The sequence below is a fragment of the Candidatus Pelagibacter sp. RS40 genome (assembly GCF_002101295.1).
GTDB lineage: Bacteria > Pseudomonadota > Alphaproteobacteria > Pelagibacterales > Pelagibacteraceae > Pelagibacter.
In genome coordinates this window covers 296,042-307,889 of the sequence record NZ_CP020778.1, presented here as the reverse complement: position 1 = coordinate 307,889, position 11,848 = coordinate 296,042, and the positions used below count along the sequence as shown (strand labels likewise).

The window sequence follows — 11,848 nt, the reverse complement described above, 5'->3', positions numbered from 1 at the left end:
AGTGAAACGATTTCTTAAAATAGTCTTTCTTTTATTTTTAACACTTTTTTCAATAGCTGGAGTAAGCGATAAGCAAAGAACCATAATCGATAATCAAATTTTTTTAATAAAAGAAGGAATGATTTCAAAAGAACAAGTTTTCAAAAAAGCAAAAAAGTTTGATGATACCGGAGTTTTTGGAATTGGATCAGATGAAATGACGGAAGAGGAATTTGAAGAATATTTGAAATTAAAATATTTTTCAATTCATGATTAATTTAGTAATCCATTTCTATTACTGTAGAAATATAATTTGATTGATTATCATCATAATTTATTACTATTAATATTTGATTTGCAACGTAACCTCCAACGCAAACTGCGCCCTTTTCACAATTTTTTTTATTGCCTTCAACAGCACCTGCTTTTTGAATATCATAAATATTTTTCCAATCATTTATATTATTAAAATGACTTATTATTGATTTAGCTAAATTTTTTGTTGTAGTATTAGTTGGATTTAAAACTCTTATACATTGATCGAATGTAGTACTGTTGTTTAAATAAAGCTCTTGCCCAATATTGCATTTTTGAAATTCAGACATTAAAAATTTCACAGCTAATTTTTGTCTACTTAATAAGGAATTTTTTTTTGCTCCAGATGTATATCCATTATAAGCAACAACTCCTACAGCCGCTAATATTCCAATAATTGCAACAACAACTAATAATTCAATTAATGTAAAACCTTTATTTTTCATAATATTGAAATTAAATTGTTTTAGCTGAGTATATATTTACTAGTGTAACACCTATCACAATTAAAAACATACCAAGTATTGCCTGCCAACTTAATGTTTGTTTAAAAAAAATATATCCTAATACTGCTATTGTGAAAATTCCTAAACCGCTCCATGTCCCATAAACTATTGCAATTGGCAATTTATCCATAACAAAAGTAAGCAAATAAAAAGCTGATAAATAGAAAATTGCCAAAAAGACTGTTGGAGTTATCTTGGTAAAGTTTTGAGTAACAGGCAGCAACATTGTTCCACAGACTTCACAAATAATAGCTCCCACCAAAAAAAGATATGTTTTGATCACTAATTCAAAATTTTATTTTCTATTAAACTTTCCTTAATCTCATCTAGAATTGCTGGATCATCAATAGTTGCTGGCATTTTATAATCTTCCTTATCAGCAATTTTTCTCATGGTGCCTCTTAAAACCTTACCAGACCTTGTTTTTGGTAATCTTTTTACAACTATAGCAATTTTAAACGCAGCAACTGGGCCAACCTTATCTCTTACTAATTGAATACATTCTTTTGAAATAGTCTCATTATCTTTTGTAACTCCAGCTTTCAAAGCAATTAATCCTACTGGTAATTGACCTTTAAGCTGATCTTTAATTCCTATCACTGCGCATTCAGCAACAGATTGATGTTCAGATAAAACTTCCTCTATTGCACCTGTTGATAGTCTATGGCCTGCAACATTAATAATGTCGTCAGTCCTAGACATAATCCAAATATATCCATCGTCATCAATATGACCAGCGTCATAAGTTTGATAGTAACCTTTATAATTACTCATATAATTTTCTTCATATCTTTTATCAGCATTCCATAAAGTTGGAAAAGTTCCTGGAGGAAGTGGAAGTTTAACTACAATGTCTCCCATTTCATTTGGTTTTGCAATTGTCTGATCAGGTTTTATAATTTTTACATCATACCCAGGTACCGCTTTACAAGCTGAACCATATTTAGTTTTTTGCATTTCAATTCCTGTACAATTTGAACTAATTGCCCAACTAGTTTCAGTTTGCCACCAATGATCAATTACTGGAACATTTAATAAATTCTCCGCCCATTTAATCGTATCTGGATCTGCTCTTTCTCCTGCAAGGAAAAGCGACTCGAAAGAGCTTAAATCATATTTTGAAAAAAACTTTCCATCTGGATCTTCTTTTTTAATCGCTCTAAATGCAGTTGGAGCTGTAAATAAAGATTTAATTTTGTGTTCAGAAATCACCCTCCAAAAAACACCTGCATCTGGAGTGCCAACGGGTTTACCTTCAAACAATACAGTGGTGCATCCTTTAAAAAGTGGCGCATATACAATATATGAATGACCAACAATCCAACCAATATCACTTGCTGACCACCAAACATCATCTTCATTGATGTTATAAATATTTTTCATTGTCCATTTTAAAGCAACGATGTGCCCACCAATATCCCTAACTATTCCTTTTGGAACACCAGTTGTGCCAGATGTATATAAAATATAAGCATACTCATTTGCACCCATCTCAACACAATCTTTATCTTTTGCATTTGATAATGCCTCATCCCAACTAATCTCCAAAGGTGAGTTTAGTTTTACTTCGTGATCTTTTCTTTGAAATAAAATTAGTTTTTTAATTTTATGTTTTGATAGTTTTAAAGCTTCATCAACTAATGGTCTGTACTCTACAGTTCTTCCAGGTTCAAAACCACAAGATGCAGTAATTAATAAATTTGCCTGACTATCATCAATTCTACTAGCAAGCTCGTTTGAGGCAAATCCACCAAAAACAACTGAATGAATAGCGCCAATTCTTCCACAAGCCAGCATAGCAATTACAGCTTCTGGTATCATTGGCATGTAAATTATAACTCTGTCTCCTTTTTTAACTCCTTGACTGTCTAGAGCGCCCGCAAATTTTGATACTTTGTCCTTAAGTTGGTTATAGGTGAACTTTGCTTTGTTGCCAGTTATTGGGCTATCATAAATTAATGCTGTCTTTTCTCCTTTTCCATTATCAATGTGAAGATCAAGTGCATTGTAGCAGGTATTTGTTGTGCCATCCTCAAACCATTTATAGAAAGGCGGCTTAGATTTGTTTAAAATTTTTGTTGGTTTTTTGAACCAAAACACATCATCAGCAACTTCACCCCAAAATTCCTCAGGATTTTCTATAGATTGATTATAAATTGCGCTTAAATCTTTTTTCACTGTGATTTGTTTAGATGTGTCATTTTATTGATATTTTACGCGTTTGGTTGTATTTAATTTTAAAAAGTAAGTAAAATCAATACTTTTTAGAGGTCAAAAAGTCTTCTATTAACCCCCTATATTTGCTATGTAGCCCTAACTTTGGAAAGACTTTCGAGTCGGACCGTAGTTTAAATTTAAACTAAAAAAAAACTAACTGAGAGGGAGTTTTTTATGAAAAAACTTAAATTGTTTGCTCTTGCAACTGTAGCTTTCTTAGGCTTTTCAGGTGCAGCAAACGCAGAAACAGTCCTTCTAGCATCTGATGACTTCGTTGGGATATCTTTTTGGATAATCGCAATGGGTATGGCAGCTGCAACTGTATTCTTCTTTATGGAAAGAGGAACAGTGCATCCTGGCTGGAAAACGTCAGTAACTGTAGCTGGACTAGTAACTGGTGTAGCATTCGTGCATTACATGTACATGAGAGAAGTATGGGTAATGACTGGAGACTCACCAACTGTGTACAGATATATTGACTGGTTAATTACTGTACCGTTACAGATGATAGAATTTTACTTAATTCTAGCAGCAGTAAGAAAAATCCCAGGAGCTATCTTCTGGAGATTGCTAATTGGTTCACTAGTTATGTTAATTGGTGGATACATGGGAGAAGCAGGTTACATCAATGCAATGCTTGGTTTCATTATCGGTATGGCTGGATGGATCTACATCTTATATGAAGTATTCTCAGGTGAGGCTGGTAAATTAGCAGCTAAGTCTGGTAATAAGCCATTAGCTACTGCATGGGGTGCTATGAGAATGATCGTAACAGTAGGTTGGGCAATTTACCCACTAGGATATGTTTTTGGATATCTAGTAGGTGGAGTTGACGCTAACTCACTAAACGTGATTTACAACTTAGCTGACTTCATAAACAAAATTGCATTTGGACTAGTAATCTGGTCTGCTGCAGTTTCACAAAGTGGAGCTAGAGCAAAATAATAGCTTAAAGCTTTAAAAATATTGGGGCGAGTGTGTTTCACACACTTGCCCTTTTTTTTTGCATAATTATATAAAAGATATGGCAAAAGTCACATACATAGAGCATGGTGGTCAAAAACACGAAATAGACGTTGCAAACGGTTTGACAGTAATGGAAGGCGCTGTTCAAAATGATATTCCAGGAATTGATGCAGACTGCGGTGGGAGTATGGCTTGTGCAACTTGTCATGTTTATGTGAAAGAAGATTGGTTTCCAAAATTACCAAATAAAGAAACTGGTGAAGATGATATGTTAGACCAAGCATATGAACCAAAAGCAAATAGTAGATTGAGCTGTCAAATAACAGTTTCAGATGAATTAAATGGCTTGGTAATACATTTACCGGAGAAACAAGTTTAATGATTAAAACTGATGCATTAATAATTGGAGCTGGACCCACAGGTCTTTTTTGTGCACATCAATTAGGTATCATTGGATTAAAATGTGAGATAGTTGATAACTTAGATAAAATTGGTGGACAATGTATAGAACTTTATCCAGATAAACCAATTTATGATATTCCCGCAATCCCAGAATGTACTGGCGAAGAGCTAACAAATAATTTAATCGAGCAAATAAAACCATTTAATATTAACTTTCACTTAAGTGACAGAGTTCAAGAAATTAAAAAAGAAAAAGAGAATTGGAGAGTTAAAACGTTAAATGGAAAAGAATTTTTAACACCAAATATTGTAATTGCAGGTGGAGTAGGTTCATTCGAACCAAGAAAATTTCCAACAAAAAGTGCAGATAAATTTGATGGAAAAACTGTTCTCTATTCAATTAAAGATAAAACAATTTTCAAAGACAAATCCGTTGTAATTTTTGGTGGAGGCGACAGTGCTTTAGATTGGGCACTTGAATTATCAAAATCATCAAAAGTTACTTTAATTCATAGAAGAGATGAATTTAGAGGAGCTCAATCAAGTGTTGATAAAATTAAAGAATTACAAAAAAATAATAAATTGGAAATTTTTACCAAATACTCCATAAAAGATGTCAAAGGAAATGGAAAGCTAGAGTCTGTTGAAATTAAAGATGATGATGGAAATTCAAAATTGATATCTGCTGATTATGTATTAGGTTTTTTTGGTTTAATAATGCAGCTTGGACCAATTTTAGATTGGGGTTTAAATATTGATAAAAAAACTATTCCTGTAAACACTGAGACATTTGAAACAAATAAACAAGGAATATTTGCAATAGGAGATATCTGTACGTATCCAGGAAAATTAAAATTAATTCTTTCAGGTTTTCATGAAGGAGCCTTGGCAGCAAGAGGATGTTTTAAATATGCTAGACCAGATGAAAAGTTACGTTTTGAATTCACCACAACTTCTAAAGCAGTTCAAAATAGACTTGGTCTAAAAAATGATTGATCTCTTCTCATCTGATACACCTAACGGAAAAAAGATAAGCATTATGCTTGAGGAAATAGGTTTTGAATATGTAGTTAAAAAAATGGATTTATCTAAAGGAGATCAATTCAAAGAAGATTTTAAAAAAATAAGCCCTTTTTCAAAAATACCAGCCATCATTGATCATTCAAACAATAAAGAAAGCGTGTTCGAGTCTGGTGCTATTTTAATTTACCTTGCTGAAAAGAGTGGAAAATTTTATGAAAAAGAAAATAAACTTAAAATTGATCAATGGCTTATGGCTCAAATGGGGTCAATCGGTCCTTTTATTGGCCAATATCACTTCTTTTATAAATTTAATAAAGGATTAAGTGAAGTTGGTGAAAAGAGATATTTTGAAATGACCAAAAAAGTATATGAAGTGTTAGAAAATCATTTATCAAAAAATAATTATCTTGCAGGAGAAAATTATTCTATAGCTGATATTGCAACTTGGCCATGGATAGCAAGACATCAATGGCATGACATAGGTTTAAAAAATTATGATAATCTTTGTGATTGGTATATTCGTATTGCCGATCGACCAGCGGTAGTTAAAGGTTATAAATTTTTAGATAAAAATTCTGAAATACCTAAGCCTTAATCGTCAGCATAAACTTTTTCATCTTTTTCATGCTTTTCCTGTGCAGCTATGCATAAAGTTGCAACTGGTCTTGCCATTAATCTTTTTAAACCAATTGGCTCTCCTGTATCTTCGCAAAAGCCATATGTTCCATCTTGTATTTTTTTAAGAGCTCCATCAATTTTTGTTATAAGTTTGATCTGTCTATTAATTGCTCTCATTTCTACGTTTTTTTCTGTATAGGAGCTTGCCTGATCAACAATATCTGCTGATGCACTGTTATCATCCATAGATGCTTGTGCAATTGCCTCATTATTTGATCTTTTTAGATCTTTTTTCCATTCATTTAATTTTAATTTAAAATACGCTAAATGCTTAGCACACATATATTTTTCAGTTTCTTTTGGAACGTAAGTTTTAGAGATCTTTACCATACTTAGTTTTTTGAATTTCGTGAATATATTCATGAATATTGGGGTGTCAAGGAAGGTTTAATTGTATAGATTGTAAAAAATGGCTTTAAATAAAAAGAATTTAAATAATTTATTTTACATATTTATTACATCTCATCTAATAATTTGGACACTCATTCCAACGTTTACAAATCATAATCTCCCATTAGATACTATTGAACATTTGGCGTGGGGAAGTAATTTAGATTGGGGTTTTGATAAACATCCACCTTTAGTTGCAGTATTTCTTGAATTTTTTTATCAAATGTTTGGTCCACAAGATTGGACATATTATTTTTTAAGTCAAATTTTTGTAATTATAAGTTTTTTTATAATTTATAAATTTTCTATTGAAATATTTGATAATAAAATTTTAGGTTTATTTTCTGTTTTAATAATAGAGTCGATTTACTTTTACAATTTTACCACCCCAGAATTTAATGTAAATGTTTGTCAATTACCGTTTTGGTCATTGACTGTTTATTATTCTTGGAAAATATACAAAAATAATAAAATAAATTTTATTGATTGCCTTTTGGTTGGATTGTTTGCTGGTTTTGGATTTCTTTCAAAATACCTTTTTATTTATCTGTTAATTTCAATAGATCTTCTGTTTATTTATTTAATATTTATTAAAAAACAAAGAAAGTTTGATTTCAAATACCTGATTACTTTTGAGGCATTTATAATTATTCTAATTCCGCACCTAATTTGGTTATTTAATAATGACTATGTTACTATAAAATATGGTTTATCCAGAACAGGCGTTGAAGAAGCTAGCTTTATGGATCATTTAAAATATCCAATTATTTTTGTAGTTAAGCAGGTAGCGATTTTAATACCATTTTTTGTCTTATTATGGACTTTAGTAAAAAAAATTAAATTAAAACTAAATTTTAAAGATAAGAAGCTTATTTTTTTATTAGCAATAAATTTAATTCCAATTTTTTTAATGATAGTTTCATCTTTGATTTTAGGATCCAAAATAAGAACAATGTGGATGACCCCTTTTTATTTATTTTGGGGTGTTTTGTTTATTTATATTTTTCAATCTCAAATAAATTTTAAAAAGATTAATATTTTTTTAATATCATTTTTATTTCTATTTTTTCTATCTCCAGCTTTATATGGATATGTTTCTTTATCAAAAGATAATAAAAGGACGGATTATCCAGGTAAAGAAATTGCAGAATTAGTAGAGAGAAGATGGGAAAAAAACTTTGTGAATGAAATCAAATATGTAGTTGGAGATGAATGGCACGCAGGAAACTTATCTTATCATATTTCCACAAGACCTATCTGGTATGAAACAATTAAAGGAAAAACTCATGAACTCGATCCGGATGGTGGTATAATTTATACTGGTAATGCAGATATTTTAAAAGAAATTTGTCCGGGTGATTTTGGTAAAATTAAAAAACAAGGTTTTTGTATGATCGGTGTGAAAAATAGATGACAAAAATTTATATTTTAATTCCAATATATAATGATTGGGAGTCTGTTTCTGAACTTATTAAAGAAATAAATTTTTGTATCAAAGATATTGAAGCAGAGTTTTCAACAATAGTTATTAATGATGCATCAAGTAATCAGCAAAATATAAATTTAGAAAATATAGATAGTTTTAAAAATATTAAAATCATTAATATGAAAGAGAATAGAGGGCACGCAAGATGCATTGCAACTGGTTTAAAATATATTCATGAGAAACAAGAATATGACTATATTATTCCAATGGATGGTGATGGTGAAGACAGACCTGAAGAAATAATAGAGTTCACAAACCAAATTAAAAATTTTACCAACAAACCTATAGTAGGAAAAAGGGTAAAGAGAACAGAAAAATTAATATTTAAAATTTGTTACGAATTACATAAACTTATTACTTTCACTTTTACTGGAAAGTCAATTAAGTTTGGAAATTTCACATGTCTTCCAAAATCAACAGTCGAAAAAATGATAAATGAAAAAGCAACCTGGAACAGTTTTTCTGGATCATTAACTAAACTTGAAAAAGATTTGATAGAAATTCCCTCAATAAGAGGTGAAAGATATTTTGGACCATCAAAAATGAGTTTTTTTAATTTAATAAAACACTCTCTTTCAATAATTAGCGTATTCAGAAGAACAGTTTTAATTCGATCTGCCTTATTTATTGTTGTTTACATACTTTTAATTAAGAGCAATGCCTCAATTTTAACCTCAATGCCACTTTTGCTGTTACTATTTATGATCTATTCAATCTCTAGCTTAGCTTTAAGAGAAAATATGGACGAATTTGATCAGGCTCTATCGAATATTGATAATATTGATACTAAATAAAAAATATTTATCCCTAATTTTTATATGATAGTGCCATTAGCATTTATATCCTTATTTTTGGTAAGGAATAAAAATCAGCAGTATCTATTTTAGAAGAATATTGTCTTCTCATATTCCATTTTTTATGAACACCAGCACTTGCAAGACTTAGAGTTGCTCTACCATATCTATAATTTGTATTATCCATAGATCGCATTAAACTATTAATCTTTTCATCCTTTTCAGATGAGAACAAATTCTTCTTACCATCTGCATTTGACAATCCTGTAAGCATTACACCTGCTTTTTGATAACGATAACCGTTTTTAAATATACTTTCTAAGCTTGCAACAGCAGTTTTAACTGTTTCAATACTATTGTTTGTTGCAATTGGGAAATCAACCGTCTTTGAGTTTGAATAATATCCAAAGTTTCTTTGAAAAGGACTAGTTCTAACAAATACTGTAATTGCTTTTGCAACTAAAGACTCTGATCTAATTTTTTCAGATGCGTTTAAACAATAATTTGCAACAGCTTCTTTTAATTCTTGAAAAGTCTCAATTCTTTTTCCAAAAGATCTTGATACAACACAACTTTTTCTTTTAGTTTGAGTAATCTCAATATCAATACAGGGAACTCCTCTAAGCTCCATTGCAGTTCTTGAGCTTAAAACATTTGAGCTTTTTTTTATCCATGTATTTGATTTATTTTTGAGTTGTTTTGCATTGTAAATTCCATTTTTTTGATAAAATTTTGTGAGTTGTCTACCAACACCCCAAACATCATTAATTTCAACTTTCTCTAAGATTGGATCTAGATTTTCAATACCTATTAAGCTTGTAACACCTGACTGTTTTTTTTTTGCAATATGATTTGCAACTTTACTCAAGGTTTTTGTTTTAGCAATTCCAATACTGGTTGGAATTCCAGTCCATTTTAAAACTGTTTGTCTGATTTCTCTTCCTACACTTTCAACCTCTGTATCTGTATAATTTGATAAATCCATGAATGCCTCATCAATTGAATAAACTTCAATATCAGAATTAAACCTTTTAAGGGTTCTCATTACCCTTCTAGATAAATCTCCGTATAATGAATAATTTGATGAAAATACTTCTACTTTATTTTTCAAAATAATATCTCTTGCTTTAAAATAAGGTTCACCCATTTTAATCCCTAAAGCTTTTGCTTCGTTAGATCTTGAAATAATACAACCATCATTGTTGGATAAAACAACAACAGGTTTTTTTCTAATTCTTGGATTAAATAATCTTTCACAAGATACATAGAAAGAATTACAATCAACTAATGCTATTTTTTTAGAATACTGAGTGGATGACATAAGTTACTACTCCCCATATAAAAACATCTTGTTCTTCATTAATTAAAATTCTGTCCGTAAATTCTTTAGATCCAGATGTTAGAAATTTTTTATCTCTCTCTTGAACTAAAGTTTTAACAACAAGTTCGTCATGAACATTTGCAATAACAGTTGAAAAGTTTTTTGGTGTTAAGCTTTTATCAACAACTAATAAATCTCCATCGTTTATCCCAACGTCCACCATAGATTTTCCCTGAACTCTAATGATGAAAGTTGCTGGAACATTTTTGATCAAATGCACATTTAAATCGATATCTTCCTCGATATAGTCTGTTGCAGGCGATGGAAAACCCGCGCCAGCCTTATGTAAATAGTAGGGTACAGTTAGCTTCATAAATGTTCTTATTTTGTTCTAATTAATACATAAGTTTCAGAATAGTGTCAAATAGGTTGTATTTTGAGTCTGTAAGTGAATCAAAAGTGAATCAAAACGAGAACATTCAAACTAGATTTTGTATGGTTGTGGAAAACTTTAACAACAAGTAGTTTATTAAAAACAAAATGGAAAGTTTTAAAACATTAAAAGGCAGTTGTGGTTGTGGGAAAGTAACATATCAAATCAAAGATAAACCTCTCATAACGCAAGCTTGTCACTGTAAAGATTGTAAAAAATCAACAGGATCATCATTTGTAATTCACACAATGGTATTTGAAGATGACTTTAGTGTTGATGGCAATGTTTCATCTACGGAACTGCCTACAGGGAGTGGTAAAGGAATGAGAGCTTACTTTTGTGTAATTTGTGGTGTTTATGTTTACTGTCAATACAATATTTCATCTGGTAAGGGTGGAAGGATTGCTGTTAGAACAGCTACTTTAGAAAACCCCATTACTCCTGATGCACATATTTTTGTTAAGGACAAAGACCCTTGGATTGATATAGTTAATAAAAATATTTGTCATGATGAAATATATGACAGGGATAAAACTTGGTCTGAGGAAAGTTTAAAAAGATTAAATGAAAAAATGAATTAATAAAAATGTTGTCTTTAAAAAAATTAACATGTCATTGTGGAGCAGTAGAAATACAGGTCAATCTTAATGATGACATTGATAAACTTAAAAGATGCAATTGTTCAATGTGTAAAAGAAAAGGAACTATGGTTGCTACGATTGAAAAAAAAGATTTAAAAGTTATTAAAGGAGAGAATAAAATTAAAGTTTATCAATTCAATACTAAAGTTGCTAAGCACCATTTTTGCTCAGAATGTGGAATTCAAACACATAATCAAAGAAGAAGTGATCCTAATACTTATGGTATAAATATGGGTTGTATAGACGATATAGATGTGAATGAATTATTTAAATTTAAAACATTTATTAATGACGGTCAAAATCATATAAAGGATAGGAAATAAAATGAAAAAATTAATATGTCATTGTGGTGAGGTTGAACTTGAAATTAAAGAATCTGAAGGAGCACTTAATAAATTTTTAAGATGTAATTGTACACTGTGTAAAAAAAAGGGATATATAATGACCTTTGCTCCTATTACAGACGTAAAAATTAAGAAAGGTGAAGATAAACTTAAACTTTACCAATATCACACCAAAGTAGCAGAGCATTATTTTTGCTCAGAATGTGGAATTTATACACATCATAAAATGAGAAGTAGACCAGATACATTTGGATTAAATGTGGGATGCATCGATGATATTGATCAGTTTAAATTAGAAAATGTCGGTTTGAATGATGGTCAAAATCATCCAATGGACCAAAAAAAATAAATTC

At 30.4% G+C, this 11,848-nt stretch carries 16 protein-coding genes; 10 read left to right on the top strand and 6 right to left on the bottom strand.

The annotated features are described in order from the left end of the window. The first annotated feature begins 1 nt into the window (after position 1). The gene (locus B8063_RS01695; protein WP_085068858.1) at positions 2-256 is read left to right on the top strand and encodes a hypothetical protein; all 255 of its coding nucleotides are present in this window, start codon (positions 2-4) and stop codon (positions 254-256) included. Between the two features lies 1 nt (position 257). On the opposite strand, the gene B8063_RS01690 is transcribed toward B8063_RS01695, so the two are convergent. From B8063_RS01690 to B8063_RS01680, 3 genes are read right to left on the bottom strand one after another with little or no spacing between them, the layout of a single operon-like run. Further along, entirely contained in the window at positions 258-740 is a 483-nt protein-coding gene (locus B8063_RS01690) for a type II secretion system protein (protein WP_082256615.1), read from the bottom strand. A gap of 10 nt (positions 741-750) precedes the next feature. After that, complete coding sequence (locus B8063_RS01685; RefSeq protein WP_082256614.1) at positions 751-1,083, bottom strand: DMT family transporter; 333 nt, start codon at positions 1,081-1,083, stop codon at positions 751-753. Then, a complete protein-coding gene (locus B8063_RS01680; protein ID WP_085068856.1) occupies positions 1,083-2,978 on the bottom strand; it encodes a propionyl-CoA synthetase in 1,896 nt (631 codons plus the stop codon). Before B8063_RS01680 ends, B8063_RS01685 begins: the two co-directional genes overlap by 1 nt. Positions 2,979-3,191: 213 nt before the next feature. On the opposite strand from B8063_RS01680, the gene B8063_RS01675 reads away from it, so the two are divergent. The 4 genes from B8063_RS01675 (at position 3,192) to B8063_RS01660 (ending at position 6,003) form a co-directional block, all read left to right on the top strand. Then, positions 3,192-3,962 (top strand): bacteriorhodopsin-like, encoded by a 771-nt coding sequence (locus tag B8063_RS01675; protein WP_085068854.1) that lies wholly within the window; start codon positions 3,192-3,194, stop codon positions 3,960-3,962. 79 nt (positions 3,963-4,041) lie between these two features. Continuing rightward, positions 4,042-4,362, top strand: a complete 321-nt coding sequence (locus tag B8063_RS01670; RefSeq protein ID WP_085068849.1) for a 2Fe-2S iron-sulfur cluster-binding protein — start codon at positions 4,042-4,044, stop codon at positions 4,360-4,362. After that, a complete protein-coding gene (locus B8063_RS01665) occupies positions 4,362-5,381 on the top strand; it encodes an NAD(P)/FAD-dependent oxidoreductase (RefSeq protein ID WP_085068847.1) in 1,020 nt (339 codons plus the stop codon). The genes B8063_RS01670 and B8063_RS01665 overlap by 1 nt, the downstream gene beginning before the upstream one ends. Next, positions 5,374-6,003 carry a glutathione S-transferase family protein gene (locus tag B8063_RS01660; RefSeq protein ID WP_085068845.1) on the top strand — a complete coding sequence of 210 codons (630 nt, stop codon included), beginning with the start codon at positions 5,374-5,376 and terminating at the stop codon, positions 6,001-6,003. Before B8063_RS01665 ends, B8063_RS01660 begins: the two co-directional genes overlap by 8 nt. On the opposite strand, the gene dksA is transcribed toward B8063_RS01660, so the two are convergent. Next, positions 6,000-6,449, bottom strand: coding sequence for an RNA polymerase-binding protein DksA (gene dksA / locus B8063_RS01655; RefSeq protein WP_085068843.1), 450 nt, complete (start codon positions 6,447-6,449; stop codon positions 6,000-6,002). The two genes, B8063_RS01660 and dksA, sit on opposite strands and share 4 nt — an antisense overlap. 46 nt (positions 6,450-6,495) lie before the next feature. Here dksA and B8063_RS01650 point away from each other — a divergent pair, with 46 nt between their 5' ends. Beyond that, the gene (locus tag B8063_RS01650; RefSeq protein ID WP_085068841.1) at positions 6,496-7,890 is read left to right on the top strand and encodes a glycosyltransferase family 39 protein; all 1,395 of its coding nucleotides are present in this window, start codon (positions 6,496-6,498) and stop codon (positions 7,888-7,890) included. Further along, complete coding sequence (locus tag B8063_RS01645; RefSeq protein ID WP_085068839.1) at positions 7,887-8,756, top strand: glycosyltransferase family 2 protein; 870 nt, start codon at positions 7,887-7,889, stop codon at positions 8,754-8,756. Before B8063_RS01650 ends, B8063_RS01645 begins: the two co-directional genes overlap by 4 nt. A 43-nt stretch (positions 8,757-8,799) precedes the next feature. On the opposite strand, the gene B8063_RS01640 is transcribed toward B8063_RS01645, so the two are convergent. Both B8063_RS01640 and B8063_RS01635 read right to left on the bottom strand, forming a co-directional pair. Then, the gene (locus B8063_RS01640; RefSeq protein WP_085068837.1) at positions 8,800-10,077 is read right to left on the bottom strand and encodes a Y-family DNA polymerase; all 1,278 of its coding nucleotides are present in this window, start codon (positions 10,075-10,077) and stop codon (positions 8,800-8,802) included. After that, positions 10,055-10,450, bottom strand: coding sequence for a LexA family protein (locus B8063_RS01635; protein WP_085068835.1), 396 nt, complete (start codon positions 10,448-10,450; stop codon positions 10,055-10,057). The genes B8063_RS01640 and B8063_RS01635 overlap by 23 nt, the downstream gene beginning before the upstream one ends. 167 nt (positions 10,451-10,617) lie before the next feature. Here B8063_RS01635 and B8063_RS01630 point away from each other — a divergent pair, with 167 nt between their 5' ends. From B8063_RS01630 to B8063_RS01620, 3 genes are read left to right on the top strand one after another with little or no spacing between them, the layout of a single operon-like run. Continuing rightward, on the top strand, positions 10,618-11,091 hold the full coding sequence (locus B8063_RS01630) for a GFA family protein (RefSeq protein WP_085068832.1): 474 nt from the start codon (positions 10,618-10,620) through the stop codon (positions 11,089-11,091). A gap of 5 nt (positions 11,092-11,096) precedes the next feature. Continuing rightward, positions 11,097-11,474: a GFA family protein gene (locus tag B8063_RS01625; protein WP_085068830.1), complete on the top strand. Its 378-nt coding sequence runs from the start codon at positions 11,097-11,099 to the stop codon at positions 11,472-11,474. Between the two features lies 1 nt (position 11,475). After that, positions 11,476-11,844: a GFA family protein gene (locus B8063_RS01620; RefSeq protein WP_085068828.1), complete on the top strand. Its 369-nt coding sequence runs from the start codon at positions 11,476-11,478 to the stop codon at positions 11,842-11,844. The last annotated feature ends 4 nt before the right edge of the window (positions 11,845-11,848 follow it).

What these genes read in the sequence shown, in the direction of transcription:
- B8063_RS01630 (WP_085068832.1), top strand. Translation starts at nt 10,618, where the DNA reads ATGGAAAGTTTTAAAACATTAAAAGGCAGTTGTGGTTGTGGGAAAGTA.
- B8063_RS01665 (WP_085068847.1), top strand. Translation starts at nt 4,362, where the DNA reads ATGATTAAAACTGATGCATTAATAATTGGAGCTGGACCCACAGGTCTT.
- dksA (WP_085068843.1), bottom strand. Translation starts at nt 6,449, where the DNA reads ATGAATATATTCACGAAATTCAAAAAACTAAGTATGGTAAAGATCTCT.
- B8063_RS01640 (WP_085068837.1), bottom strand. Translation starts at nt 10,077, where the DNA reads ATGTCATCCACTCAGTATTCTAAAAAAATAGCATTAGTTGATTGTAAT.
- B8063_RS01660 (WP_085068845.1), top strand. Translation starts at nt 5,374, where the DNA reads ATGATTGATCTCTTCTCATCTGATACACCTAACGGAAAAAAGATAAGC.
- B8063_RS01635 (WP_085068835.1), bottom strand. Translation starts at nt 10,450, where the DNA reads ATGAAGCTAACTGTACCCTACTATTTACATAAGGCTGGCGCGGGTTTT.
- B8063_RS01670 (WP_085068849.1), top strand. Translation starts at nt 4,042, where the DNA reads ATGGCAAAAGTCACATACATAGAGCATGGTGGTCAAAAACACGAAATA.
- B8063_RS01650 (WP_085068841.1), top strand. Translation starts at nt 6,496, where the DNA reads ATGGCTTTAAATAAAAAGAATTTAAATAATTTATTTTACATATTTATT.
- B8063_RS01620 (WP_085068828.1), top strand. Translation starts at nt 11,476, where the DNA reads ATGAAAAAATTAATATGTCATTGTGGTGAGGTTGAACTTGAAATTAAA.
- B8063_RS01645 (WP_085068839.1), top strand. Translation starts at nt 7,887, where the DNA reads ATGACAAAAATTTATATTTTAATTCCAATATATAATGATTGGGAGTCT.
- B8063_RS01675 (WP_085068854.1), top strand. Translation starts at nt 3,192, where the DNA reads ATGAAAAAACTTAAATTGTTTGCTCTTGCAACTGTAGCTTTCTTAGGC.
- B8063_RS01690 (WP_082256615.1), bottom strand. Translation starts at nt 740, where the DNA reads ATGAAAAATAAAGGTTTTACATTAATTGAATTATTAGTTGTTGTTGCA.
- B8063_RS01625 (WP_085068830.1), top strand. Translation starts at nt 11,097, where the DNA reads ATGTTGTCTTTAAAAAAATTAACATGTCATTGTGGAGCAGTAGAAATA.